This window comes from Mycobacterium sp. IS-1496 (assembly GCF_001499995.1).
Lineage (GTDB): Bacteria > Actinomycetota > Actinomycetes > Mycobacteriales > Mycobacteriaceae > Mycobacterium.
This window is the reverse complement of sequence record NZ_LQIU01000013.1, coordinates 61,551-87,182: the sequence shown is the minus strand read 5'-3', so window position 1 is coordinate 87,182 and position 25,632 is coordinate 61,551. Positions and strand designations below refer to the sequence as shown.

General features: G+C 67.8%; 21 protein-coding genes. 10 read left to right on the top strand and 11 right to left on the bottom strand.

All coding sequences use genetic code 11. The features are described from left to right. Positions 1–124 precede the first annotated feature (124 nt). Entirely contained in the window at positions 125–709 is a 585-nt protein-coding gene (locus AU195_RS09700) for a MarR family winged helix-turn-helix transcriptional regulator (RefSeq protein ID WP_082703013.1), read from the bottom strand. A gap of 243 nt (positions 710–952) precedes the next feature. Here AU195_RS09700 and stpK7 point away from each other — a divergent pair, with 243 nt between their 5' ends. The 4 genes from stpK7 (at position 953) to AU195_RS09680 (ending at position 7,774) form a co-directional block, all read left to right on the top strand. After that, entirely contained in the window at positions 953–2,773 is a 1,821-nt protein-coding gene (gene stpK7 / locus AU195_RS09695; RefSeq protein WP_059158858.1) for a serine/threonine protein kinase StpK7, read from the top strand. 93 nt (positions 2,774–2,866) lie between these two features. Continuing rightward, entirely contained in the window at positions 2,867–4,117 is a 1,251-nt protein-coding gene (locus tag AU195_RS09690) for a KasA/KasB family beta-ketoacyl-ACP synthase (RefSeq protein WP_059158857.1), read from the top strand. 47 nt (positions 4,118–4,164) lie between these two features. Continuing rightward, the gene (locus tag AU195_RS09685) at positions 4,165–6,426 is read left to right on the top strand and encodes an alpha/beta hydrolase family protein (RefSeq protein WP_059158856.1); all 2,262 of its coding nucleotides are present in this window, start codon (positions 4,165–4,167) and stop codon (positions 6,424–6,426) included. 4 nt (positions 6,427–6,430) lie between these two features. After that, complete coding sequence (locus tag AU195_RS09680; protein ID WP_059158867.1) at positions 6,431–7,774, top strand: cytochrome P450; 1,344 nt, start codon at positions 6,431–6,433, stop codon at positions 7,772–7,774. Here the strand turns inward: AU195_RS09680 and AU195_RS09675 are convergent. Together AU195_RS09675 and AU195_RS09670 are read right to left on the bottom strand one after the other, a co-directional pair. Beyond that, positions 7,767–8,663: a cyclopropane mycolic acid synthase family methyltransferase gene (locus tag AU195_RS09675; RefSeq protein WP_082703012.1), complete on the bottom strand. Its 897-nt coding sequence runs from the start codon at positions 8,661–8,663 to the stop codon at positions 7,767–7,769. The genes AU195_RS09680 and AU195_RS09675 overlap by 8 nt on opposite strands. A 65-nt stretch (positions 8,664–8,728) precedes the next feature. Further along, positions 8,729–9,661, bottom strand: coding sequence for a cyclopropane mycolic acid synthase family methyltransferase (locus AU195_RS09670; RefSeq protein WP_059158854.1), 933 nt, complete (start codon positions 9,659–9,661; stop codon positions 8,729–8,731). Between the two features lie 767 nt (positions 9,662–10,428). On the opposite strand from AU195_RS09670, the gene AU195_RS09665 reads away from it, so the two are divergent. Further along, positions 10,429–11,520, top strand: coding sequence for a glycosyltransferase (locus AU195_RS09665; protein ID WP_502687329.1), 1,092 nt, complete (start codon positions 10,429–10,431; stop codon positions 11,518–11,520). A gap of 134 nt (positions 11,521–11,654) precedes the next feature. Beyond that, the gene (locus tag AU195_RS09660; protein ID WP_059158852.1) at positions 11,655–12,992 is read left to right on the top strand and encodes an adenylate/guanylate cyclase domain-containing protein; all 1,338 of its coding nucleotides are present in this window, start codon (positions 11,655–11,657) and stop codon (positions 12,990–12,992) included. Here AU195_RS09660 and ppk2 read toward each other — a convergent pair. The 6 genes from ppk2 to AU195_RS09630 form a co-directional block, all read right to left on the bottom strand. Further along, on the bottom strand, positions 12,989–13,867 hold the full coding sequence (ppk2, locus tag AU195_RS09655; protein ID WP_059158851.1) for a polyphosphate kinase 2: 879 nt from the start codon (positions 13,865–13,867) through the stop codon (positions 12,989–12,991). The genes AU195_RS09660 and ppk2 overlap by 4 nt on opposite strands. Further along, entirely contained in the window at positions 13,864–14,340 is a 477-nt protein-coding gene (locus AU195_RS09650) for a hypothetical protein (protein ID WP_059158850.1), read from the bottom strand. Before AU195_RS09650 ends, ppk2 begins: the two co-directional genes overlap by 4 nt. A 47-nt stretch (positions 14,341–14,387) precedes the next feature. Beyond that, entirely contained in the window at positions 14,388–15,620 is a 1,233-nt protein-coding gene (locus AU195_RS09645) for an oxygenase MpaB family protein (RefSeq protein WP_059158849.1), read from the bottom strand. A 40-nt stretch (positions 15,621–15,660) separates the two neighbouring features. Further along, on the bottom strand, positions 15,661–17,799 hold the full coding sequence (locus AU195_RS09640; protein WP_059158848.1) for a hypothetical protein: 2,139 nt from the start codon (positions 17,797–17,799) through the stop codon (positions 15,661–15,663). After that, positions 17,793–18,866, bottom strand: coding sequence for a LamG-like jellyroll fold domain-containing protein (locus AU195_RS09635; RefSeq protein WP_059158847.1), 1,074 nt, complete (start codon positions 18,864–18,866; stop codon positions 17,793–17,795). The genes AU195_RS09640 and AU195_RS09635 overlap by 7 nt, the downstream gene beginning before the upstream one ends. Positions 18,867–18,934: 68 nt before the next feature. Continuing rightward, on the bottom strand, positions 18,935–19,864 hold the full coding sequence (locus tag AU195_RS09630) for an alpha/beta fold hydrolase (protein ID WP_059158846.1): 930 nt from the start codon (positions 19,862–19,864) through the stop codon (positions 18,935–18,937). Positions 19,865–20,149: 285 nt separating this feature from the next. On the opposite strand from AU195_RS09630, the gene AU195_RS09625 reads away from it, so the two are divergent. From AU195_RS09625 to AU195_RS09615, 3 genes are all read left to right on the top strand, one after another. Continuing rightward, positions 20,150–20,434, top strand: a complete 285-nt coding sequence (locus tag AU195_RS09625) for a type VII secretion target (RefSeq protein ID WP_172800530.1) — start codon at positions 20,150–20,152, stop codon at positions 20,432–20,434. Between the two features lie 98 nt (positions 20,435–20,532). After that, entirely contained in the window at positions 20,533–21,804 is a 1,272-nt protein-coding gene (locus tag AU195_RS09620) for a hypothetical protein (protein ID WP_286149191.1), read from the top strand. Further along, positions 21,792–22,568 carry a hypothetical protein gene (locus AU195_RS09615; protein WP_059158843.1) on the top strand — a complete coding sequence of 259 codons (777 nt, stop codon included), beginning with the start codon at positions 21,792–21,794 and terminating at the stop codon, positions 22,566–22,568. The genes AU195_RS09620 and AU195_RS09615 overlap by 13 nt, the downstream gene beginning before the upstream one ends. Positions 22,569–22,586: 18 nt before the next feature. Here AU195_RS09615 and AU195_RS25165 read toward each other — a convergent pair whose 3' ends face one another. Next, positions 22,587–22,826, bottom strand: coding sequence for a helix-turn-helix domain-containing protein (locus tag AU195_RS25165; RefSeq protein WP_082703011.1), 240 nt, complete (start codon positions 22,824–22,826; stop codon positions 22,587–22,589). Positions 22,827–22,927: 101 nt separating this feature from the next. Between AU195_RS25165 and AU195_RS25675 the strand changes: the two genes are divergently transcribed. After that, complete coding sequence (locus AU195_RS25675) at positions 22,928–23,632, top strand: hypothetical protein (RefSeq protein WP_157531094.1); 705 nt, start codon at positions 22,928–22,930, stop codon at positions 23,630–23,632. Positions 23,633–23,634: 2 nt separating this feature from the next. Here the strand turns inward: AU195_RS25675 and AU195_RS25160 are convergent, their stop codons facing one another. Next, the gene (locus AU195_RS25160) at positions 23,635–24,735 is read right to left on the bottom strand and encodes a DNA cytosine methyltransferase (protein ID WP_082703010.1); all 1,101 of its coding nucleotides are present in this window, start codon (positions 24,733–24,735) and stop codon (positions 23,635–23,637) included. Positions 24,736–25,632 lie beyond the last annotated feature (897 nt).

Below are 25,632 nucleotides of genomic sequence, written 5' to 3'. Positions count from 1 at the left end.
CGACCCTCGGTATGAAACGTCGCAGCGACGGTGGTCAGCCGCTATATCCGCCACCTTCTTGTTGCATCCGCAAGATCAATGCCTGCAAACTATCTGCCGCGTCAGTAACGGCCCGTCGGTGGATTCAGTTCGCGGCCCGCAGATCCGGGGACAGCGCGGCGTTGATGCGGCGGCAGTTCTCCGCCATCGCCGCGGTCTGCGGCCGGCTCAGCGGATCGAGATAGTGGGTCCGGACGGTCTGGCCGTAGACGGCCATCGCCTTATCGAGCAGCGAGCGGCCCTCGTCGGTGATGGTCGCCAGGACGTAGCGGCCGTCCCGGTCGCTGGAGGCGCGGTGCGCCAGGTTGCGGGCCTCGAGCCGGTCGACTCGGCGGCTGACCCGGCTCGGAGTGGACACCAGCGTCTGCGCGAGTGCGCCCATCCGCACCGACCCGGTGGCGGACTTGGCGAGCTCGTGCAGGAGCCGGACGTCCTCGAGGGTGAGCCGGCAGGCCTCGTTGAGGTCGTGGTTGAGCTTGGCCTGCAGCCGCAATGCGGCGTCCAGGTAGTTCTGCCAGGACTTCAACTCTGCGATGTCCAGACCTGGCATGTCACTCGGGGTTCGCCCCGTCGCTGTCACTTGGAAGGTTCCCCTGGTGCCGGCGCGGCGGTGTCCCCCGTCCGCGCGCTGATCGATACTGGTTTGTCGGTCCGCGACCTGCTGTAACACTTTCTTCCCCCTCCGGGCTCCCTGCGGACGACCGGCCGTCCCCCACGGCGGTTCGTTGCCGCCAAGTGTCGGACGCAGGGATGGGGCGAGGAATCGGGGGTTTCCCTACCCTTCATCCAATTTGCCATAAGTTCGGTTTTGCGGCACGTTTGACGGCAGCGTCGAATGAGTTGCGACAACTTCGGCAAAGGTGCGGTAATTTCTCCTCGACACACCGACTGGCCGCTGCCGAGGAGTACAACGGTGGACGCGACACCATTCGGGCACTACCAGCTGCAGAAGCTGATCGGCCGGGGCGGGATGGGTGAGGTCTACAAGGCCTACGACACCCGGACCGACCGGGTCGTGGCCTTGAAGGTGTTGCCGCCCCACCTCGCCCAGGACGCGACGTTCCAGCGGCGGTTCCGGCGCGAATCGCAGGCGGCCGCGGGCGTGCAGGACCCGCACGTGGTGCCGATCCACAGTTACGGCGAGATCGACGGCCGGCTGTATCTGGACATGCGGCTGATCGAAGGCCGCAACCTCGGCGCCATCCTGGCCGAGGCCGACAAGCCGCTGCTGCCGTCCTTTGCCGTGAAGGTCGTCGAGCAGGTGGCCACGGCGCTCGACGCCGCGCATGCCGCCGGGCTGATCCACCGAGACGTCAAACCGTCGAACATCCTCATCACCGACCGCGACTTCGTGTACCTGATCGACTTCGGCCTGGCCCGCAGCGCCGGCGAGCCGGGGATGACGACCGCGGGCAGCACGCTCGGCACGCTGGCCTACATGGCGCCGGAGCGGTTCAACGGCGGCAGGATCGACCCGCGCTCGGACATCTACGCGCTCACCTGCGTGCTCTACGAGTGCCTGACGGGGGTGCGGCCGTACCCGGCGGACAGCCTCGAGGAACAGATCGCCGGGCACATCGTGCGGCCGGTGCCGAAACCGTCGACGGTCGATCCACGGCTCGCCGCCTTCGACGCGGTGATCGAGCGGGGTATGGCGAAGAAGCCCGAGCGGCGCTACCAGTCGGCGGCGGAGCTGGCCGCGGCGGCGCGGCGCGCGTTGACCTCGCCGATGCGCTGGTCGAGCCGGTCGGGCAGGCATTCCGCCCGGTCCGCCCGGATCCCGGTGCGCCGCAGGCTGACCAGGCGGGCCGCCACGGTGGCGGGGGTCGCGCTGGTGGTGGTGGCGATCTCGGGTGTGGTGACGTGGCAGTGGAGTGGGTGGCCCGAGCGGACCCGGGCCCCGAGGCAGGTGGTGGTCGCCGAGGACACCGCGACGCCGACGCCGGTGCCGACACCGGGTGAGGTGCCGTCGATCGCGGCCACCGTGCCCGCGGGCATCCGCGAGTCGGGCCGGCTGATCGTCGGGGTGAACGTGCCGTACGCGCCGAACGAGTTCCGCGACGCCTACGGCGAGATCGTCGGGTTCGACGTCGACCTGATGAAGGCCGTCGCGCGCACACTGGGCCTGACGCCGGAGTTCCGCGAGACGGCGTTCGAAAGCGTGATTCCGTCGGTGCAGTCCGGGGCGTTCACGCTGGGCATGTCCTCGATCACCGACACCGTCGAACGCGAGAAGACCGTCGACTTCGTCACGTATCTGGAGGCGGGCACGCTGTGGGCGCAGCGGGCCGGCTCCGCGCAGGTCGATCCGTCGAACGCCTGTGGGTTGCGGGTGGGCGTGGCGTACAGCGTGATTCAGGAGACCGATGAGCTGCCCGCCAAGAGCGAGGCGTGCGTGGCGGCGGGTGACGAACCGATCGAGAAGGTCGTGTTCACCGAACAGGACGACGTCACCGCGGCGCTGCTCGCCGGCGAGGTGGACGCGATGTCGGCGGACTCACCGGTCACCGGGTTCGCGATCAAAACCTCCGGCGGCGCACTGGAGCCCGCGGGTGAGGTGTTCGACTCGGCGCCCTACGGGTGGCCGGTGGCCAAGGGGTCCGAGCTCGCGGAGTCGCTGCGCCAGGCGCTCGAGCACGTGATGGCCACCGGCGAATACCGCACGATCGCCACGATGTGGGGCGTCGAGAAGGGCATGATCGCCGATCCGGTGATCAACGGCGCGGTGCGCTGACCCGCGTGCCGGCACGCGAAAGTCGCGGCGGCACAGCGTAACCTGTCTTGAAAGACTCAACGTCGTCAAGCGAGCAATAGGGGATGCGCAGGCATGGCCAAGTTGAGAACCGGCAGCGGATTCGCCGACGTGGTGGTGACCGCGGTCGCCTCCACCACCGCGCTGGCGCCCGACGCCGAGGATACCTGGCAGCAGCTGCTGGCCGGACACAGCGGCATCCGCGCGCTGGATTCGTGGTTCGTCGAGCAACTCGACTCGCCGGTGCGCATCGGCGGTCAACTCCGCGAGGATTTCGACGCCCACCTCAACCGTGTCGAACTGCGCCGGTTGTCCTACATGCAGAAGATGTCGACGGTGCTGGGCCGCCGCCTGTGGGAGGCCGCGGGCACGCCCGACATCGACGCACGGCGGCTGATGGTGTCGATCGGGCTCGCGCTCGGCTCCACCGAGGAGATCCCGGCGCAGTACGACAACTGGCGGCAGAAGGGGCTGCGCGCGGTGTCGCCGCTGGCCGTGCAGATGTACATGCCCAACGCCCCGGCCGCCGCGGTCGGGCTGGACCGGCAGGCCAAGGGCGGGATCATCTCTCCGGTGATGGCCGACGCCTCAGGGGCGGCCGCCATCGCCCAGGCGTGGCGGCAGATCGTCCTCGGCGAGGTGGAGATGGCGATCTGCGGAGGTGTGGAGACGCAGATCGAGGCGGTCCCGGTGGGCGCCTTCACCCGCATGGGCGTGCTGTCCACCAACAACGACGATCCGACCGGCGCCTGCCGCCCGTTCGACAAGGACCGCGACGGCATGGTGTTCGGCGAGGGCGGGGCACTGCTGCTCATCGAGACCGAGGAGAACGCCAAGGCCCGCGGCGCGACGATCCTCGGGCGGATCATGGGCGCGGCGATGACCTCCGACGGCTACGACATCGTCGAACCCGATCCCAGCGGGGTGCCCGCCGGTGACGCGATCCGGCATGCGGTCGACCTGGCCGGTCTGGCGCCGTCGGACATCGACCTCGTCAACGCCCACGCGACCGGCACCGCGTTCGGTGACGTGGCCGAGGGGCGCGCCATCCGGCACGCGATGGGCGAGCACCACCCCGCGGTGTACGCACCGAAAGCGGCGCTGGGACATTCGCTGGGGGCGGCCGGGGCCGTCGAGGCGGTGCTCACGGTCCAGGCGTTGCGCGACGGGGTCGTGCCGCCGACGCTCAACGTGCGCCACCTCGACGCCGACATCGACCTCGACGTCGTCAGCGGCGAACCCCGTCGCGGGGACCACCGGTACGCGGTCAGCAACTCGTTCGGCCTCGGGGGGCACAACATCGCGTTGGTCTTCGGCGCCTACTGACCCCGAACCGCCCGCCATAAGCCCGCTTTCGGCTTAACGTCGGGACGGTGTCGTTGATCTCCGCCGCGCTGCTCCCGCTCCGGATCGCCCGCCGCGTCGCCGGGGCCGTCAGGAACGCGGTGGCTCCCGCGTCGCCGCCCCCACCGGACCTCGTCGTGATCGACGGGATGCCCGAAGGGGTCCCGCCTGCGGCGCTGCAGCGGGAACCGGACCTGCCCGTCCCCGCGGGGTGGCCGTTCGGCGAGGAATTCCCCCGCACCTGCGGGACGGGCCGCTTCGCCGGTGGCGCGCTGTTGTGGACCGACTTCCTCTACGACGACCACGGCGCCTCCGGTGTCCCCGTCAGCGTGCCCACCGGCGGCGCGCCGCCGCGCGGCACCTACATCTATCCCGACGGACCCGCGGCCCGCAACGGAGCGGACATATTCCGGGTGGGCATCGGGCTCACCACCACCCACACCTGGTGGCGCATCGACTGGAACACGTTGCTGGACAGGTCGGTTCCGATCGGCCTGTTCACCTTCGACACCGACCGCGGGTCCGCGGCCAGCAACGAGTGGCCGGCCAACGCCGGGGTCCGCTCCACCGGCATCGACCTGGCCCTGCTGGTCTCCGGGGCCGGGGCCTGGCTCATCGACCTGACCACCGGCACGCGGACCGCGGTCGAGCACCGCGTCGACATGGAGTCGCGGTCGTTCCTGGCGACGGTGCCGCGGGCGCTCGTCGCACCCACCGGCACGTGGACGGTGCGGTTGGCGGCCGGGCTGGCGACCGAGGCGGGTGACGGCTTCGCGGAGGTGCCGTTCGTCCGCGGCGCCGGTCCCGGGCAACCCAACGTCTACAACCTGGCGTTCCGCACCCGCGAACAGGAGAAGGTGCAGCTGAACTTCTGGTCGGATCAGGCCCAGGCGGACGCTCTCGACGACGGCGACGTGTCGCAGTTCTCGTTGGCGGTGCCGTGGGATCAGCTCGCCGACCGGCGGACCGACCCGGAGCCGGTGGTGACCGGCACGTCCACCCGCTGGTACGTGTCGTCGGTCGAGCTGGGACAGGGGGTCGGACCGGGCAACATCCTCGACACCGAGCCGCAGTTCCTCGGCCGGGTGCAGCCGTACTCGGTGTGCCTGCCCGCGACGTACGCGCCGGGACGGAAGCAGCCGCTGACGCTGATGCTGCACTCGCTGGCGCTGGGCCAGAACCAGTACGCGGCGTTCGACCCGAAGCTGCTGCACGAGGTGTGCGACGGACGCAACTCGATCGTCGTGACGCCGCTGGCCCGCGGTCCGGCGTGCTGGTACTTCGACGAAGGCGAACTCGACGTGTGGGAGGTGTTCGCCCGGGTCGTCGAACAACTGGGCGCCGATCCGAACCGCACGGTGATCTCGGGGTACTCGATGGGCGGGTACGGCACCTACAAGCTGGGGTTGAGCTATCCGGAGGTGTTCGCCCAGGCGGTTGTGCTCGCCGGACCCCCGACGTGCGGGGTGCGGCTGGTGCGCGGCGTGCAGGCGCCCGCCGACTTCGACCCGACGTCGCGCTGCGCGCGAGAGGGGGACACCTGGCCGCTGCTCGCGAACGCCCGGTGGCTGCCGTTCGTCATCGCCCACGGCGGACTCGACCAGTTCGTGCCGTTCCCGGGCATCGTGCAGCAGGTGTTCGAGATCGACCGGCTCGGTTACCGCTACCGCTTCGCCGCGTACCCGGTCGAGGATCACGTCGCGTTCCTGCTCAAGGACGACTTCGACGATCCGATCGCGCACATGAAAACCGACCTGCGGCAAGCGGATCCGGGGCACATCACGTTCTCGTGGTACCCGCAACTGGTGCGCGAGGATCTCGGCATCGGACCACACCGGGTGTGGTGGGTGTCGGAACTGAGGGCGGCCGACGAGGTCAAGGCGGTGCGCGGCAAGGTCGCCACGGTCGACGCGCGGTCCTACGCCCGGCCCGACCGAACACGCACCATCAGGCGCCGGCGCGGCGTGATCCCGGACTTCGACCCCACACCCGGCCTGTTCACCGAGATGACGTGGGAGCTGGGCGACGAGGTCGACCCGCTGCCGCTGCTGACGCTCGACCTCAGCGGCGTCGCCGGATGCGCGGTGGACGTCGTGCGGGCCGGTCTGGCGCCGCTGGCCCGGTCGACGATCGCGGTGGCCACCGACCACCCGGTGCGGGTCCGGCTCGCCGCCCTGCCACCGGGTACGACGGTGGAACTCGACGGTAGGCCCGCCGGCGCGGTGGTCGACGTCCCGAAGGGGCGCTACCGCATCACGCTGGCCGTCGCCGAGAATGGGGATCGGAGGTGACGACATGACCCTTCCGACAACCCGGGCGCGCCCGACCTTCCCGCCCGGCCCCCGCCTGCCCGCATCGGTGCAGGCGGCACTGCTGATGCGGTACTGGCCGAGGTTCGTCTCGGCCTGCCGGCGCCGCTACGGTCCGGTGTTCGCGCTGCGGGTGTCGTCGCTCGGCACGATGGTGTACCTCGCCGACCCGGCCGACATCAAGACGGTGTTCGCCGGCGACCCGCGGCGCTACCACGCCGGTGAGGCGAATGCGATGTTGCGCGGAGTGCTCGGTGACACGTCGGTCCTCGTGATCGACGACGACGTGCACCGCGACCGTCGGCGGTTGATGATGGCGCCGTTCCACCGTGACGCGGTCGCCCGGCAGGTCGAGGTGATGCGCACGATCGCCGCCGACAACATCGCGTGCTGGCCGGTCGGCACCCCGTTCGCGGTGGCGCCGAGGATGTCGGAGATCACGCTGGAGGTGATCCTGCGGACGGTGATCGGCGCGAGCGACCCCGCCCGGCTGGCCGCGTTGCGCGCGATCATGCCGAAGCTGCTGACGGTGACCCCCTGGATGACACCGGCGTTGGCCGACCCCAGCCTGCAGCGGCTGCCGCTGTGGCGGTCGCTGAGGCACCGCATCGAGGAGGCGGACCGGCTGTTGTACGCCGAGATCGCCGAGCGCCGCGCTGACCCCGACCTGACGCGGCGCACCGACGTGCTGGCGATGCTCGTGCGCAGCGCCGACGAGGGTGGCCGCGCGATGAGCGATCGTGAGTTGCGCGATCAGCTGATGACGCTGTTGGTGGCCGGCCACGACACCACCGCCACCGGACTGTCGTGGGCACTGGAGCGGTTGACCCGGCATCCCGCGATCCTCGCGGCCGCGGTGCGGGCGGCGGATCGCAGCGCGGCGGGCGACCCGGCCGGCGACGAGTATCTCGATGCCGTCGTCAAAGAGGTGCTGCGGATCCGGCCGGTGGTCTTCGACGTGGGTCGCGTGCTGACCGAACCCACCGACGTCGCCGGCTACCGGTTACCGGCGGGCGTGATGGTGGCGCCGGGAATCGGGCTCGTGCACGAGGACCCCGGCGTCTACCCGGACCCGGAGCGCTTCGACCCGGATCGGATGGTCGGGGCGACGCTCACACCGACGACGTGGTTGCCGTTCGGTGGTGGCAACCGCCGCTGCCTCGGCGCGACCTTCGCGATGGTGGAGATGCGTGTCGTGCTGCGCGAGATCCTGCGCCGTGTCGTGTTGGGCACCACGACCGCACCGGGGGAACGCCAGCGGGTCAAGGCCGTGATCATGGTGCCGGCCCGCGGCGCCCGCATCCGCGTCGAGGCGAAGCGGATTACTTGACCAGCGTGAACTGCGCGACGTAGCTGACGTTGCGGTTGAAGAAGTCCGCGCAGCCCAGCAGGTACTTCATGTACCGGTCGTAGACCTCTTCGCTGGTCACCGCGATCGCCTGTTCGCGATGCGCCTCGAGGCTCTGCGCCCAGGTGTTGAGCGTGCGGACGTAACTGGCGGTGAGGTCGTCGCGTTCGGCGACGGAAAAGCCTGCCGCCGTGGAGTATTCGATGACGTCCTCGTCGCAGGGCACGGAGCCGCCGGGGAAGATCTCCTTGGCGATGAAGCGCATGAACCGCAGGTCGGTCATGGTGATCGGGACGCCCAACTCGGGCCAGCGCTTGAGCGGGTGACCCATGATCGTCTGCAGCACCATCCTCCCGTCGTCGGGCATGATCCGGTGGCACAGATCGAAGAACGCCTTGTAGCGGTCCTTGGGGAACGCCTCGAACGCCTCGATGCTGACGATGCGGTCGACGGGCTGTTCGAACTCCTCCCAGCCACGCAGCATGACCTGGCGCGACCGGGAGGTGTCGATGCCGTCGAGGATCTGCTGACTGAGCGACTGCTGATTCTTGCTCAGGGTGAGGCCGATGACGTTCACGTCGTGCTTCTCGACGGCGCGCTTCATCATCGCGCCCCAGCCGCAGCCCACGTCGAGCAACGTCATGCCGGGGTGGAGGTCGAGCTTGCCGAGTGCCAGGTCGATCTTGGCCAGCTGCGCCTCTTCGAGCGTCATGTTGTCACGCTCGAAGTAGGCGGAGCTGTACGTCCGCGTCGGGTCCTGCCAGAGCCCGAAGAACTCGTTGGAGATGTCGTAGTGGGCCTGGACGTCCTCGTAGGCCACCTTCATCTTCGTCGAAGTCCCTGTCGAGCCCCCCGACCCGCTGTCCGTCATCTGCGTCGTCCTCCGTTTTCCGTGAAAATCGATCTTGAACCTTATACGCAGATTGCCTAGCTCTGCTAAGCGGGAGCCTTCTCGAGCGTGAACTGGGCGACGTCGGTGTAACCCTGGCGGAACAGGTCGGCACAGCCGTCGAGGTACTTGAGGAAGCGCTCGTAGATCACCTCGTCGGTGATCTCGATGGCCTCGTCCTTGTGCGCCTCGAGGTTGCGCGCCCAGGTGTCGAGGGTCTTGACGTAGTGCTCCTGCAGGTGCTGCTCGCGGGTCACGGTGTAGCCGGCCTTGACGGCGTGCTCCTTGACCATCGAGGCCAGCGGCAGACGGCCACCGGGGTAGATCTCGTCCATGATGAACTTGATGAACCGCACCCGCGACATCGTCAGCGGCAGCCCCTTGGCCTTGATCTCGTCATCCTCCGGGATGATGATCGTGTGCAGCATCTGCACGCCGTCGTCGGGCATCCAGTCGAACGTCTTCTTGAAGTAGTCGTCGTACTTGTTGAAGCCGAAGTGCTCGAACGCGCCGATCGACACGATCCGGTCGACCTGGCCGCTGAAGTCCTCCCACGGCTGCAGGCGGACCTCCATGGTGCGGTCGGTCTGTGCGTTGGCGAACCAGTGCTCCTCGATGTGGCGCTTCTGGTTCTCCGAGAGCGTCAGGCCGATGACGTTGACGTCGTACTTCTCGACCGCCCGCATGATCGTGGCGCCCCAGCCGCAGCCGATGTCCAGCAGCGTCATCCCGGGCTGAAGGCCGAGCTTGCCCAGTGACAGGTCGATCTTGGCCATCTGGGCCTGTTCGAGCGTGTAGTCGTCCTTCTCGAAGTAGGCGCAGCTGTAGACCTGGTTCGGGTCCTGCCACAGCTTGAAGAATTCGTTGGAGATGTCGTAGTGGAACTGGACTTCGCCCTTGTCCGAGCCGCGGGTCTGCGAAGCGGACTTCGACAGCCACTGGGACTCCGCCTTGGGTGATGCACTCGATGTATCTGCCACTGTCCGTCCTGGTGAGATCGCTTATTCGGGCCTGATCGCTCGGTGCCTTCTGCTCGACACGGTGCCGAGACTACGCCTGCCGTCAGTTGATCAACGCGCTATATCGTCACTATGTCTGGCACTTCTCAGGAATGCCAATCGTGGGTGGAACGGGCCCCTGACCCCCTTCGGGGGAGCTAACAGCGCCCTTTCCGCGGGGCGATAAGTTAGTGCGAATTCTCCCTGCGGGTGGGACTTCAGCAATGGCCTACGGACCGTTCGCGACCCGGGGGTGGCCGACAGGTGAGCGCGCCGCGGCGCGCCGGGTCAGCTTCGTGACCGGCGGGACGCCAGGGAAGTGATTCTGTGTCAGCGCTTCTTGCCATGGAAGAGGACGTCGGTGGACGAGCGCTTGGCGGAGGCCTTGGCGTGCTTGGCGGCGCGCTTCTCCTTGAGGCTCTTGCCGGACTTCTTCGTCATGGTCGATCTGGGTGACTTGTCAGACATTGTCGGCCCTTTGCATCGGGGGCCCGAATGGTCCCGATATACCGACCCTACGCCGCATCGGTGGTCAGCGGGGTGAACGACTGTCGACCGGGGGTGCGGCAGGGTGTAGCGTCGAAGGAGTTGGGAGCCCAGCCAGTTGGACCGGGTCAGCCGTCCGCTGCTGATCGCATCGAGCAAACCGCTCACGTCGTCTGTGCCGGAAGCAACCGTGAGTCGGGACCACCTTGGCTGTTTCATCTGACCTTTCCTCGCAACGTGTTTCGCGTGTCCCCAGCTTCGGTGTGCTCAGTACGTACGCGCCGACTCCGTGTGGGGTCGCGGCGTTCAGCGGACCTCTCTGCGAAGGGCTGAGCGAACTCGGCGCCGAGGTCGGCGTGGTGCGGGTCGCCGACGGCGAACCGTCGACGGACCCTCGGGTGGTCGGAGAGGTGGCCGACGGCTCGATGGAGCGGTGTGCGGCACTGCTCAACCGCTACGACGTGGCGTTCATCCAGTACCAGTACGGCATGTACGGCGGTGCGGCCGGTGCAGACGTGCTCGGCGTCCTCGACGCGCTGTGCGTGCCCGCGATCGTCCTGGCGCACACGATCCCGAACGACCCGACCGCCGAGCAGCGGAAGGTGCTCGAGGCGATCGTCGCCAAGGCCGGCCACGTCGTGGTGATCTCCGACGCCGCGCACAGCCGGCTGCGTCAGGGCTACAGCGTGGATCCCGCGAAGATCAGCACCATCCCGCACGGGGTCACCTTGCCGCGCGGCGCCGCGCCGAAACGCGCGGGGCGGCCGACGCTGCTCACCTGGGGGCTGATCGGTCCGGGTAAGGGCATCGAGCGGGTCATCGACGCGATGCCCTCGCTCGGCGACGTGCCGGGTCGACCGCAGTATCTCGTTGTCGGACAGTCGGATCGACGCATATCCGCCGAGGACGGCAAGGCCTACCGGCAGTCCTGTGTCGACCGCGCGCAGCGGCTCGGTGTGGCGGCCTCGGTGAGTTTCGACGACTGCTACCGCAGTCAGACGGCTTTGACGACGATGGCGCGCTCGGCGGCCGCGGTGGTGCTGCCCTACGACTCGACCGACCAGGCCGCCTCCGGGGTGTTGGCCCAGGCGGTCGCCAGTGGCAGGCCCGTGGTGGCGACCGCCTTCCCGCACGCCGTCGAATTGCTCGGCACCGGCGCGGGAATCGTCGTCGACCATGACGATCCGACGGCCCTCGCGACGGCCTTGCGGCGGGTGCTCACCGAGCCGCGGCTGGCCGGCGCGCTGGCGGGTGAGGGCCGCCGGCTCGCGCCGACGATGGCGTGGCCGGTGGTGAGCTCCACGTATCTCCGGCTCGCCCAGAAGATGCTCGCCGGGCGCCCGGCGATGGTCTGAGGCGTCACCGCTGACCCGATCGACCGGTCGAACAGTCGGCGCGGCAAGCACTTACGAAGGGTCGGTGTCTGCGGCCGCGGGTGTTGAGCGCCGGACGGTTCACAGCTGCCCGTCCCTCGTGCCATGCTCGTGCCATGGCGTCGGTGCCGGAGACGCTGTATGCGCGGGATGGCGATGCCCATCTCGCGTACCAGGTCGTCGGCGATTCCGGGCCCGACTTGCTCTTCGTCCCGACGGCGACGTTCCCGATCGATCTGCTGTGGGATGAGCCGACCGTCGCCGCGCACCTGCGTCACCTCGCGTCGTTCAGCCGGCTGATTGTGACCGATCTGCTCGGGACCGGCAGTTCGGATGCGGTGCCGATCCGCGACCGGCCGGCGATGCAGTCCTGGGCCGACGGCCTGCTGACGGTGCTCGACGCGGTGGGAAGCGACTCGGCGTCACTGTTCGGAATGTCCGAGTCGGGGCTTTCCGTGCTGTTGCTGGCGGCCAGCCACCCGCACCGGGTGCGGTCCGTCGTGCTGACGAACCCGTTCGCGCGGTATATCCGCGGACCGGATCAGCCGTTCGGGATGCCGGAGCCCGCGCTGACGAAGTACCTCCAGGCAGCCGAACGCGCGGTAGGGAGCGGTGTGCTGGTGGACCAGCTGGCACCGAGCTGGTCGGGGGATGCGGCGAAGCGCCGGTGGTGGGCCCGCGGTGAGAGGTTGGCCGGCGGTCCCGCGCACTTCCGGGCGATCCTGGACCTGTTCCTGCGCACCGATGTGCGGCCCACGTTGGCCAGCATTCAGGCGCCGACGCTGCTGATCCACCGGCGCGGCGACCGCCACGTCCGTGGGGAGCACGCGGCGGATATGGCCCGGCGGATCCCGCACGCGCGTCGCGTCGAACTCGACGGCGACGACAACGCGTGGTTCGCGGGCAACGCGGAGCGCGTCCTCGACGAAATCGAGTCGTTCGTCACCGGCGGTCGCGCGGTCCCGCAGTCCAATCGGGTGCTGTCCACGGTGCTGTTCACCGACATCGTGGGTTCGACCGAACTGGCCGCGGCGCTCGGGGACGACGAGTGGACGGCGCTGCTCGCCGCACACGACCGGATCGTCGAACGCCAGGTAAGCGGAGCGCGCGGCGCGGTCGTGAAGTTCACCGGCGACGGGGCGCTCGCGACTTTCGACGGTCCGGCGCGGGCGATCAACTGCGCGAGGGCGATCCGCGAGGGCGTCGCGGATTTGGGTCTGACGATCCGCACCGGACTGCACACCGGTGAGGTCGAGGTGACCGACGGTGACGTCCACGGCATCGCGGTCCACATCGCCGCGCGGATCATGGCGCTCGCGGCGCCCGGCGAGGTGTTGGTGTCCGGGGTGGTGCCGCCGCTGGTCCTCGGGTCCCGGTTCGAGTTCACCGACCGCGGCCGCCATGAGCTCAAGGGTGTGCCGAACCGATGGCCGTTGTTCGCGGTGCGGGGTTAATCCTCCAGCGCGCGGCCGACGATCAGCGGGTCCGGTTCACCGACGACGTCGCGGTCTTTGTCGTCGTAGTCGAACTTCGAGAGGAAGAAGCGCATGGCGTTGAGGCGGCCACGCTTCTTGTCGTTGGTCTTGACGACGATCCACGGTGCGTGGTCGGTGTCGGTGGCGACGAACATCTCTTCTTTGGCGCGGGTGTAGTCGTCCCACCGCCGCGACGCTTCGATGTCCATGTCGGAGAACTTCCAGTGCCGCAGCGGGTCGACCAGCCGGATCGCGAAGCGGGTGCGCTGCTCGGCCGGCGACACGGAGAACCAGAACTTGGTCAGGTGCAGACCCTCGTCGACGAGCATCTTCTCGAAAACCGGTGCCTGGCGCATGAACTCGTCCTGCTGCTCTTCGGTGGCGAAACCCATCACCTTCTCGACACCGGCGCGGTTGTACCAGGACCGGTCGAACAGCACCATCTCACCGGCGGTCGGGAAGTGCCGCACGTAGCGCTGGAAGTACCACTGCGACTTCTCCTGGTCGGTGGGTTTCTCCAGCGCGACCGTGCGGGCGTGGCGGGGGTCGAGGTGTTCCATGAAGCGCTGGATGGTGCCGCCCTTGCCGGCGGCGTCGCGACCCTCGAAGACGATGATGTGGCGGGCACCGGTGCGCTTGCTCCACCGCTGCAACTTCAGCAGCTCGATCTGCAGCTTGCGCTTCAAGAACTCGTACTCGGCGCGCGGCAATCGTTCGTCGTAGGGGTAGCGCTCGCGCCAGGTCTGGATCGAGTTGCCGTCGCGGTCGAACAGGACGGGGTCGTCGTCGTCATCGTCGCGAACCGTGTACCCGTGGTCGGCGGTCGACAGTGCGTCGAGGTCGATCTCGGTCACGTCGCGGGCGTCAGCCGGATGGCAGCGATACCGATTTGCCGTGCGGCGTCGCGGAATTCGTCTATTGAGGGCACAGTGTCGCCGCGAAACTTCAGGCCCATGGTCTGCTGCGCCTTCTTGGCGCCGTACCCGTCCGCCACGCGGTGGACGATGTCGGCGACGGCGTTGGGCTCGGTGATGAGGTGGCCGTTCATCCGGGTGGTTCTGCCGTTGTGGGTGACGTCGGCGGTGGCGCCGTCGCGGAAGTTGTGCTTCCACTTCGCTTCGAGGATGACGTAGAGGTCACCGTCGAGGTGGTGGGCGCTGACCGGCACCGAGAACCGGCGGCCGGTCTTGCGTCCGGTGAAGCTGACGACCATGAACTGTTTGAGCGCGGAGCCCAGCGGAGTCTTGAGGGCGAGGCGCAGCCCGGGGTTGATGACGTTGAGCAGCGCCTGCGGTGGGTGGGCGACGTCGATGGCCTGTTCGGGCATGTCTCCACGGTAGGACTCACGGCCCTCGCAGGGGCGGGTTTGAGCGCTCAGCGGCGCAGCGGTGCGGCGGCTTCGAACGTCGCCGCTTTGCCGGCGGACTGCCATTCGAGCCAGCGCTCCCAGCGCTTCATGTTGGCTTGCTGCCAGCTCCGGTCCACCCGGGGGCTGAGCCGGCGCGCGAGTTCGAGGGTGGCGATGAGCGGGGCCTTCGCCAGGAGCAGCGCGATGCCGGGCAGTGCCGACGGCAGCCGATAGCGGCGGCGGTTCCACGGCAGCATGTAGAGACCGAGGTAGCCGGCCTGGACGCGGTAGTGGTACTCGGCGCGGAGCCGTTGCAGTCCGCGGTGTGCTGGTGTGGGTTCGAACGCCGGGACGAAGGACTCCACCAGTTCGACGCCGTTGTCGCCGCTGTCGTAGCTGCGGGCGGCGTCGGCCATGAACAGGATGCGCCACGCGTCGGCGACGGTCTTGGGAAAGTAGCCGTCGCAGCGGACGCCGACGAGGTGACCGCAGTAGCGGTTGAAGTGCAGCACGGCGCGCATCTCGTGCGGTGAGGTGAGGTGGCCGAGCGCGGACAGCCCGAGCGCCGGGGCGACGCTGCCGCCGAGAAGGGTGAGCAGCATCGCGGACTGGCTGATCGGCAGGCCCCAGCGGCCGGCATCCCACTCGGGGTGCCGTGCGACGCGGTCGCGGACACTGACGTGCATGATCCGCACGTGCAGAGAGATGTTGCGCGCGGCCGAGTTCGGGGTGAGCAGCGCGCCGGGGCGGCACACCTCGATCCACCAGCGCGAGGTCTCGAGGTAGCGGTGCAGGGCCCGGTCGCCGGCGTACCCGCCGGACAGGGACAGCGGGACGGCGAGCCAGCCTTCGGTGTAGGTGTCGTTGGTGCCGGCGTTGCCGAGGGCGCCGAGTGCGTAGGCCCAGCGACGCCAGACCGCGGCGCCCTGTTCGAGGAGGTCGGGGTCGAGCCAGTCGGGGCGTCGCTCGAACTCGTCGAAGAGCGCGCGCATGGAGTCTGGGGCCTCGGGGACGGTGTCGATGCCGTCGCGTTGTGCCTGCTCGACGAGGTCGCGGGCTTTCCGGGCCCCGAGCTCGCCGTGGTAGGTCTCGGCGACGAAGCGTTCGGCGGTGGGGTCGCCCTCGGTGAGGCCGTCGACGAACCTCTGTGCGGTCGCGTCGTCCGGCAGCAGGTCGACGCCGAGCCTGCGGACGGTGCCGTAGAGCCGGGCGCGGCGGCCGGTGGGCGGGTAGCGGAAGGCGGTCGGCTGCTCCGGCATGGGTCTGTCTTAGCGCACGGGCCGCCGCCGCGTCGTCGAACTACAGCGTGAGCATGCCCGTGTTGTCGCCGTCTGCTACCGCGGTGAGGAACATCTTCCAGTACTCGGGGAACGTGGGGCCGCAGCGCCGCGGCACCGGGTCGTCGGCCACGCGTTGGCCCCAGCGTCCCCGGAAGCCGTTCTGCAGATCGTCCGACGGCCACCAGACCTGTGTCGCGCGGTCGACCAGGAAGCCGTACGTTCTCCCGTTGAGCGCCAGGCCTTCTTGTGCGCGCCAGTCCTGGACGTCGGCGCCGGCGTCGGGCACCAAGACGGTCGCGGGCCGGACGGTGCGGCCGTCCCCGGCGGCCGCGGGGGCCTGGTCCGGATCGGCGGGGTCGCCGGGCCCTTCGGTCGGCAGGACGCCGCTCCCGGCGGTGGCGATACCTTCGAACATGGCGACCATGACCGCCGGGACGAGCGCCCCGACAAGGGTGCCCACCACCAACTTCGTCAGCAGGACCCATTCGGGTGTCCTGTAGTTGTCCGGCACAGGCAGCGGCTGCAGGCCGTCGAAACGGCCACACTGACTCGGCTCCGAATGCGGGTACGGCGAGACGTCGTGTTGCCCCGGGGTGGTGTACAGGCTGTGCGATCCGCGGGCGACGTAGAAGCGGGGGTGGTCGCCGACGACCTCCGGCTGGATCGGCGCGGACGGTGAACCGGCCCGCCAGGCTTCCACCTTCATCACCGTGCGCTGTTCTCCGTCGAACGCGTGGGGGCGCGGCGCCTTCGGGCGCAACCCCGTGTGCCCGAAGAATCTCGGCGTGAAGCTCTCCGGGGTCCCGGCGGCGTCGCCCTCGAGGAGTAGTGCCACGCACTGCCAGTCCCCGGCGTGGCCGCCGACCTCCTTGGCTTCGATGTTCGGGCAGGCGCCGTCGCCGACGGACTCCTCGTGGGCGGGGAAGAACAGGTAGTAGCACAGCAGGGCCGGATTGGTCAGCCGCGCAACGATTCTGCTCAGGTTGGGGGCGGTGACACCGGCGGCGAGCCGGGTCAACCGGGTGGTGTCGAAGAACTCGGTGTGGTACCAATACCGGCTCGGCTCGAGGTCCGTCGAGTACCGGTCGGCGGTCTCACCGCGGTCGGCGTACACGTTGACCTTGCCCAGGAAGACGCCGGTGTGGTGCACCTCGTCCTTGTCCTTCCAGCCGCCGAGGGCGAGGAACCGCTCGTCGTTCGGGCCGGCAGTGAGCAGGCCGGGACCGCCCAGGAACGTGCCCCCCTCGGTCGGCAGACCGCGGAGTTGGCCGGCCGGGACCTCGGGCTGGCGCGGGAACGGGGTGCCGGGAGGCCCGCCCCAGCGGCCCGGGCTGTCGAACGGCGCCGTCGCCGTCCACAATTGCGCGGCTTCGACGAACCGTTTGGCGTCGGAGGGGTAGAACGCCTCGTCGGGGTGGAAGAACAGCACCGGTTCAAAGCGCCGGGCGAGGACCTCCCGGGGATCCGCTGTGGTGGGCGGGGTCTGGGTGAGCGGCGGCGCCTTGATCTCGACGACGATCGCCGCGGCGTCTTCGTTCCCCGCCCAACTCCATTCGGTGGTCGTGACGCCGGTGGCCGCCGCCTGCGTCTGCAGCGTCGCGCCCTGCAGGGTCTGGCGGGGCATCACCTCGTGGATCTCGGTGAAGCCGGCGCCCGGCGTCACCGGGCGGGCCACGTTGGTCAGTTCGACCATGACGCCACCGGCCGTCGCGTTGCGGGTGGGGTCTGCCGACGGTTGCAGGGGAAGCGTCGCCGCGGAGCCGGGGGATGTCCCCACCTGGCTCTGCGCGATCGCGCCGGCGCCCGCCGTGCCGCCGGTGTCGACGCCGGTGAACTCGAACAGCGACCAGGCGCAGAGGTCTTGGGTCTGGTCGCCGAAGTCGATGGCGACCGGACCGGGCGTCGGGGCGTCACCCATCGCCCGGTAGCAGGTCAGCCGACGGTTGCCCTGTGTGCCGCCGAGCACGGTGCGCACCTGCTGCCACTGCAGGCCGTTGCCGGACAGGGTGGGCGGCGCGGGCGTGCCCTGCAGCGGGGGACGGAAGCTCACCACGAAGGCCAGGATGAGCGCCTTCGCGGTGGGTGCGATTGATCCGGTGTTGTACGACAACGCATTACCGGTGCTGTTGCCGTCGGTGAGGGGGTTGCGGCCTACCATGCTCCGGCTCCGCCGCTGAGGAGGTCGGTGAAGGCGGGATCGCAGTTCATGGGCGGCGCCAGTGCGATCAGTTGTTTCCAGCACGGGTCGTTGAGCAGTTCCTGCAGCGCCGGAATCTGTGTCAGGTCAACGCCTTCGAACTGTAGCCAGGTGGTGAGCCCGGCCAGTGTCGTTGCGATGCCGGCGAGGTCGCCGGCGGTCCACTTCTGTTGGCAGTCCGCTGCCGCCTGCAGCCACGTCGACCGGCTCTGCGGGGTGCGGGTCAGCGCGTCGGCCAGACCGCTGTGGATCGCCTCGCCGACGAGGTCGAGGATGCGCTTCGGGCAGTCGGGGTTGGCCTGGCGCAGTGCCTCGAACGCCGCGGCCAGCTGGTCGAACCAGTCGGCCCAGCACTCGGCGGTGGCGGGGTCCATCGGGCGGCCGATGAATTCGCGCGCGATCCGGTCGGGGTCGAGGCGCCACACGCGGACGTCGTCGATGCGTCCCGACACGCCGGAGGTGGAGGCGGGAGGGGCGGTGACGAAGTCGCCGATGGCGACGACGGTGGTGGGCTTGACCGTCCACAGCGGCCGGACGATGCGGGCGACCGGGACGTCGTCGACGTAGAGCTCGGCGGTCGAGACGCCGTCGTGCAGAAAGCCGAGCCGGACCCACTGGCCGACCGGGATGGAGACCGGAGGGCCGAGGCCGTTGAGACCTGTTGTGATGTCGGTGTATTGGTGCGGTGACTCGTCGAACCAGCAGCCCAACTCCCCGCTGCGCCGGTAGAAGTAGAACGACTTCGCGTCGATGAGCACGTCGATGCCCGTGGCGGTGTCGAACCGGCAGGTGACTTCGCCGCGCACACCGCTCAGGGGATTCCAGCCGGCCTCGGCGGGGACGACGACCTTTGCGTCGGGATGAAAGGAGACGGCCCCGGAGCCGTGGGTGCGTCCGTCGGTGTGGAAGTCGGCGTCGGCGAGATTGACTGCGGTGCCGTGACTTCCGCGTCGCGGGGAGTGGTCGAAGACGACTCCGGGCGTGCCGGTGTAGGTGTGGTGGAGGATCAGTTCCCACGCATCAACCATGTGTGCCACCCGCGTCGGCCGTCGCTGAATACGACGTTAACGCAGCGACGTGCCGGGCGAGGCGGATTTCAGAGGTGTGACCGGACGAAGTGGAGAACCTCGTCGGCGGTGGCGAAGCCGCCGAGATGGCTTTCCTCCGAGCGCATGATGAGTTCGGCCTTGGGGAGAAGGTCGACGGCGGCCTTCGCGTCGCGCAGCGGGACGATGTGGTCGGCGTCGCCGTGCCACCACCGCACCGGGGCGGACACGTCGGCGAGCCGGAAACCCCAGTCGCGCCCGAAGAGTCGGGCGTCGTCGACGATGGCCTGGAAGCGGCCGCGGGCGACGAGGACGAGGTCGTCGATGAACATGCCCTCCATCTCGGGGTCGTGGAGGACCCGCCGGTCGCCCTCGGGGGTGGTGGCCGCGTAGGCCTGGCACGCGTAGTGCGCCAGGGGGATCACCGGGGTGATGATGGCGGAGACGATGCCGGCGAGGGGACGGCGCAATTCGCTCAGGACGGGGGCGAAGCGGCGGGCGAGGTCGACGGCGCCGGTGGCCAGCGCGTCGGGGCCGACGGAGGGGACGACACCGCCGAGGACCGCGACGGCGGCGACGCGGCCGGCCAGGGGTGGCACGGCGGCGCAGGCCAGGGCGTAGGGGCCGCCCCCGGAGAGGCCGACCACGCCGAGGCGTTCGGCGCCGAGGGCGTCGGCGACGTGCGCGACGTCGGTGGCCCAGTCGGCGATCTGTTCGTAGGGGTGCGGATCGGACAGGCCGGTGCCGGGCCGTCCGATCAGCACGACGCGCAGGCCGAGTTTCTCGGCGGCGCGACGGCCCAGCAGCGGGAGCTGGCGGCGTCCGCCGGGGGTGCCGTGGAACCACAGGACCGGATCGCCGGAGGGATCGCCGAATTCGGCGTAGCCGAGGCGACGGCCGCAGGGCAGGTAGAAGCGTCCTTCGGCGCGCGGCTTCTCGACGCGGGGAACGCGGACCGGATGCCGCATCAGACTGTTCATGGGTGTCACCTCGCTAGCTGAATGTAACGGGGCGGAGGTGGGCGGCGGTGGGGATTTCGCACATCCCCCAGCCGGTCCCTCAGTGAGACGCTCAGAGGAGTTCGATGCGGCCGTCCGGCCGCAAGACCACCGCGAGGCGCTCACCCTGCGCAACTGCCGCAGCGAGCGGGGCGCGGCCGACACTGAGCGCCGCAGTGTAACACCCTCGCGGAAAATTAGCGGCGCCGAGGGTGTCCGTGGTGCCGCAGAATCGGAACATCATGGAAGCGGGTGCAGGAGGTGGCGGTGCGGGTCGACCCGGAGATTCTGCGGGCGTTTGCCGGTCAAGTGCATATCGCAGCGGCGGATATCGGCGCAACGGACGTGGGCGGAAAGACGTCCTCCGCGGGCGATGCCCTGCCCGGGTCGACGACGCAGTGGGCGGTGCAGGCGGTGGGGGAGCACTTCAGCCGGATGGCGACGACGCTGTCGCAGAACGTGACGAAGATGGGGACAGCGGTGCGCGGCGCGGGTGAGGTGTTCGAGGTGGCCGACGACGCGTTGGCGGGCCAGTTCGACGGGTTGTTCTGATGCTGCCGTCACGGACGACGTTGCGGAGCTGGAACCCCGATGCCCTATCCGCGTCGGCGGACGCCGTTGGTGCTGCGGCGGATACGGTTTCTGCCGCGGTGAAGGGCATCGACAGTGCGTGCGGTCGGATGCCGGAGGCGCGGGCGTGGGAGGGGCGCTCCCACGAGGCCGCCAGCGCGATGTTCGGGCGGGCGAACACCGACGCTACGGAGCTGTCGGAGTACGCACATGCCGTCGCGTCGGCGCTGCGGAACGGCAGCTCCGCGATCGGTGCGGCGCGCAACGCGCTGCTGAACAAAGCGGATCAGGTCGACGCGGGACCGTTGAGCGTGACAGATCAGTGGGTGGTGCTGATCGACCCAGTGCGGATGTCGGAGGAGGACTTGGCCGACTTGGAGAAACTCGCGGCCGCGGAGCAGGGGGAGATCAACGACCTGCTCACCGCCGTGGGGGACGCGGACGATGACTTGGCCACAGCGGTGACCGCAGCCGGTGGGCAATTCGGATTCGTCGAATCCGGTCCGTCGAGTGATCCCTTCGTCATTCCCTTGACACCGCAGCGGCCCCAGGATCACGTGCCGGACCCCCAGGATCCGATCGGTATGCTGCAGCAGCAGGCGTTGCGCGATGGCGACATGTCGATCACCGTGCGAGAGGTCGTCGAGTCGGAGAATGCGTACGGCGAGGAGGTGACGACGGTGTTCATGCAGGACGGCAGCAGGCAGGTGATCACCAAGCGGGACCCGTTCGACTGGCCGGACCGGCAGGACTTCATCACCGTCGAGCAGTTCGACAAGACCGGTGAGGAGGTCTCGCGGTCGAGTTCGTGGCACGACCTCGGCAACGACTGCGACTACACGTCGGTCACGTGGCCCGACGGATCGAACTTCACGATGTCGATGGACCCGACCGGATACCGCAATGCCGGATTCACCACGGCGGGCGGCCGGCATCAGGCGGTGCCGGTGGAGTTGATCGACAACATGTCCTTGGGTGCGGGGTCAGTACTTTCGGGCATGGAGAAGCACGGTGGCCGTCTGCCGATGCTCACCGCCCAGTCCGTCGATGACATCGGCGAGGCGGCGAAGTTCGGAGGGCCGGCGCTGGGTCTGGCGACCACCGTGTTCGACATGGTGATGGCCGAGTCGGGGCGGGATGCGTGCATCGCGGCGTTCGGCGGTATCGGTGGAGCAGGTGGCGGCTGGGCGGGTGCTGAGGCGGGCGCGGCCGCTGGGGCGGTCTTCGGTGCGGCGACCGGCCCCTTCGCAGTTGGCACTGTTCCGCTGTTCGTGTTCGGCGGATCCTTGCTCGGGGGCTGGAAAGGGGCCGACCTGGGCGAAGCCGTGGGGAACGTGTTGTGCCCGTACTGAACCTGCCCGAGCCCGCGGCGTGGCAGCGCGCCCGGCGACGGCTCCGATGGCTCTGTGCCGTCGGCTTCGTCTTCATCGGCATCGCGTCTCAGTACGCCATATCGGCGGCGGTCCGCGGCAGCTACCCGACGGCGGTGTTCTTCGTGCTACTGGCCGCTGTCCCGCTGCCTGTCGCCGTCGCATTGGCAAGAGCGTCATATGGTCTGGTGCCCTACCGCGTCCAGCAGGACGCATCCGGAACCACAGTGCTGCCGGACCGTTGGGTGGGCATCCTCGGCCTCGTCATGCTGCTGGCCTTCACCACGGCAGCTGTGCTGTACAACGTCCTGTATTTCACCGGGACACTGGACATGTCCACGTCGAGTCTGCCGCAGCGGGCATCACCTTACGCCTTCGACGTCGTGGTCATACTCGTCGTGTGGCAGGTGGTCACCGGCTGGCGGCGCGGGAACGGCTGGGGGTACGTCCGATTGACCCCCGTCGGTATCGAGAACACCGATCTGCTCCACAGCAAGTCCCATAAGTGGGACGACGTCGCCGATGTCTTGGATCGAGCGGAGAAGAAGCGAAGCCGCAGGGCGATCGTGCTGGCATTGAAGGATGGAGGTGAAACCATCATCGAGGGCGCCGACCTCTACGTGCCCCGTGGAGTGGGGTTGTACTGGATGGTGCGGCACTACTGGCAACACGCCGACGATCGTGGCGAGCTCACCGATGGGCGGGCGCACGAACGGCTCATCGAGGAACGTTTCGACATCGGCTAAGCACTGAGGTGGACGCTGTCAAGTTCGACAGTCAGACACATCCAGCAGCTGGGTGGGGCAAACCTTTAGAGCTCTGCTCAGAGCCACGATGTTGATTAAGGATACGTTTCGTTCGCCTCGCTCCACTGAGCCGATGTAGGTCCGATGGAGGCCTGCGGCCTCCGCAAGGCGTTCCTGTGACACTCCTCGGGCCTCACGGATCGCACGCAGTCGGCTGCCAAAGGCTCGAAGGAGGGCCCGTTCGTCACTGCTGCGCACTAAGCGATGTTCGTGGCGTGAAGACTATAAGTACACAGACTATAAGTAGCGACCCGTGTCTCGCCCTGTGGGAGTTCGTCCCAAGCCATAGGTTGCTGTAAGTGTATGGTCACTTCACTCAGCCTCCAGATGCTGTCATCGAGCGATTCGCTCGAGGGATCCGGCGCAGTCTCGAAGCGCCAATAGTCGGCGATGTCATGGGGTTTGTGTGGGAGTCGATCTTTGCGTACGGCCTCGGCATTCCGTTTGAGCGGGCGTCGAAGAAATTGTTCGACGTCGTATCTGCGGGGGACGGACGCGGTTGGTCGCTCAAGACCATTGAAAGCAGTTCTTATAGACCTGGGTCTCGCGTTGAGTATGTTGTCCAACGAGCCGATATTTACAGCAAAGGAGTGGAGCTCGGCTTCCGGGGTGGGCTTACTACTAACAGTCCCACGGACGCGCTTGGTGATGCGCTCGTGGAACATTGGAATCGCAAGCATCGTGCGGATAGTGCGAAACAAGCTGTAACGCAACCCCACATCGCCGTTCTCATAAAGGCTCCATCGCGAAAGCGGTTCACCTACGTCGAGGCAACGTATCCTGAGTGGGATGCGAACGACTTGGAGTGGCGGTGGAGCGCTCCGGATTTGCGCGGCCGAGAGCATGTGGGGTTAACCGCCTTTCGCGGGGAGCAGCCGGTCGCCAGATGGCATCCTTCTGGCACTCAACTTTTCGAAATTCTCACCCTTCCGAATGAAGCGGTCACCTTTGACGTTGACTGGACTGTGGACAACCTCGCCGAATGGTTTGAGCGTGAAGAATAGCTTTAAGCTATTGCCTTCTCAGTAAGAGCTTCCCGGAATCCAAGCGCCCAGGCGTATGCCATCAGAGGCGGTACCGCCTCACCCACCATGTGGGCCTGCTGTATATAGGTTCCAGAGAATTTGAACCAGTCCGGGAAACCCTGCAAACGTGCTGCTTCGCGAATAGTGATAACACGGTCATCGTAAGGATGCAGGAATCGGCCACTGCCTGGATGAAAGACCCACTTGGTAATCGTCCGCGCGGGCTGATCAGCCCATAGCCTCCCGTATGCGCCGCTATATCCCATCTTCGGGCGAACGTCGGCGGGCAAGTCCTTCAAGGCGGCGCCCGAACCGGGAGGTAGGTGCCGAACACGCCGCATCTGGTTTTCGGTTAGTTTCCGGGCGAAGTGGGCGGTAAGGGGCGGCGAACCCTCTCGGCACCACTTCTGATAAGCGTTCTCGGGTGCGGCCGCGTATGTGTTCGACTCTTCGCCAATCGCCAGGGGCGGTAGGTCACTAATCGCCTCCCACACGGTGGTTTCTGCTCCATCCGCCTTCGCTGGCAGACCAATGCGTGGCATCGGCGGCAGGCCGCCCAGGCTAGCCACAATAATGGCCCGCCTTCTCCGCTGAGGCACCCCATAGTCGGTCGCGATTTCCCGGCACAAGTTCGCGGTGTACCCGAGGTTCTCCAACTGTTCAATCATCAGCTCGGACGCTGACGACTCATAAGCTTTGATCGTTTCAGCTACATTCTCAATAAGTAGCGCCTTCGGCATGAAAGCCCGTGCGAAATCAAGGTAACGGAGCATTAGGCTGTTGCGTTCATCGTCGAGTCGGCGCTTACTCGCGGGAGTGTTCTTGCTCCAGCCTTGGCAAGGAGGGCCACCGATTAGTACGTCAAGTTGACCGGGCGCCATCTTCAGACGCTCACGTAACCAGATGGGTTCGACGCGACGAAGGTCTTCGCCGATCGCGACTGCATCCGGGAAATTTTCCGCGAATACCTCGAGCGGTTTAGGCAAGATCTCGGCTCCGGCGACGATGCTGAAGCCAGCCTCCCGAAACCCAGCGCTCAAGCCCCCGCAGCCACTGAACAGGTCGACAACGGAAAGGTTCATGTTGGGAAGGTACTCGGCCGCTCCGACAACTTTGGCATGCGGCGCGCCGATTCGCCTACGCGGCGGACGGCATGGAGGAATCGCGGTCGAGGTACATCCTCAGGTGAGTGACGAACTCGTAGCCGTCGAGCGAGCACGCGCGAAGGGCGGTGCGTGGCGATAGTTCGTGCCACACAACACTTGAGATTGCTGTGAGGCGGCGCTTACATGCGATGGGTCTGCGCTATCGGGTTAACGCTCGTCCGCTACCGTCGCTGCGACGCACGGCTGATGTGATCTTCGAGCGACTTCCGGTGGCCGTCTTTGTTGATAGGGCGCTTCTGGCAGGGGTGTCCCGAGCACCACCGTCGCAACTTATTCCAGGCGACTTCACGGTCGTCGGGCCACACAACGATCAGGTGCGCCTACGTCGCGAGCGACTCGGAACCGACGACCGGCCAGTGACATGCACGCCGGCACCGTCGACTAGATCCAAGGGCGTGAATCCGCTGTTGTGTTCGATAACATGGTGACGTCGTGCACAGTGGACTCGATTCGCGGCGCGGCACTTCTTGGTCTCCCACAACCGTCTGAAGGGTGCCCTTAGCCGCACTCGGCGCCTCGCACAGGTCGTGGCTACCGAGAATTTCTCGCGCGCACGGGCTCACTCCGATCGAGCTCAGGCGAATGATCGTATGCCTCAACGCCTCCGTCGAATACTCGCAGCCGTCCAGCCGACCCAGATAGACCAATTCGATTCCAATCAGTACCACTACGGGGCGGCCCTATCGGGAGGTTAAAGGTCAAATGCCGTCGCAGCCGCAAGAACCTAGAGCCGCACAGCGCGCAAGTGACGTACGTGAGGTCGCTCCAGCACCCAATGTTGCTGGATTCTTTAATTCGGAAGACTTGTGGCGT

Excerpts from the sequence above, each read along its gene's own strand:
- AU195_RS09690 (WP_059158857.1), top strand. The coding sequence starts at position 2,867 with ATGGCCAAGTTGAGAACCGGCAGCGGATTCGCCGACGTGGTGGTGACC.
- AU195_RS09680 (WP_059158867.1), top strand. The coding sequence starts at position 6,431 with ATGACCCTTCCGACAACCCGGGCGCGCCCGACCTTCCCGCCCGGCCCC.
- AU195_RS09675 (WP_082703012.1), bottom strand. The coding sequence starts at position 8,663 with ATGACGGACAGCGGGTCGGGGGGCTCGACAGGGACTTCGACGAAGATG.
- AU195_RS09660 (WP_059158852.1), top strand. The coding sequence starts at position 11,655 with ATGGCGTCGGTGCCGGAGACGCTGTATGCGCGGGATGGCGATGCCCAT.
- AU195_RS09650 (WP_059158850.1), bottom strand. The coding sequence starts at position 14,340 with ATGCCCGAACAGGCCATCGACGTCGCCCACCCACCGCAGGCGCTGCTC.
- AU195_RS09645 (WP_059158849.1), bottom strand. The coding sequence starts at position 15,620 with ATGCCGGAGCAGCCGACCGCCTTCCGCTACCCGCCCACCGGCCGCCGC.
- AU195_RS09640 (WP_059158848.1), bottom strand. The coding sequence starts at position 17,799 with ATGGTAGGCCGCAACCCCCTCACCGACGGCAACAGCACCGGTAATGCG.
- AU195_RS09635 (WP_059158847.1), bottom strand. The coding sequence starts at position 18,866 with ATGGTTGATGCGTGGGAACTGATCCTCCACCACACCTACACCGGCACG.
- AU195_RS09630 (WP_059158846.1), bottom strand. The coding sequence starts at position 19,864 with ATGAACAGTCTGATGCGGCATCCGGTCCGCGTTCCCCGCGTCGAGAAG.
- AU195_RS25160 (WP_082703010.1), bottom strand. The coding sequence starts at position 24,735 with ATGAACCTTTCCGTTGTCGACCTGTTCAGTGGCTGCGGGGGCTTGAGC.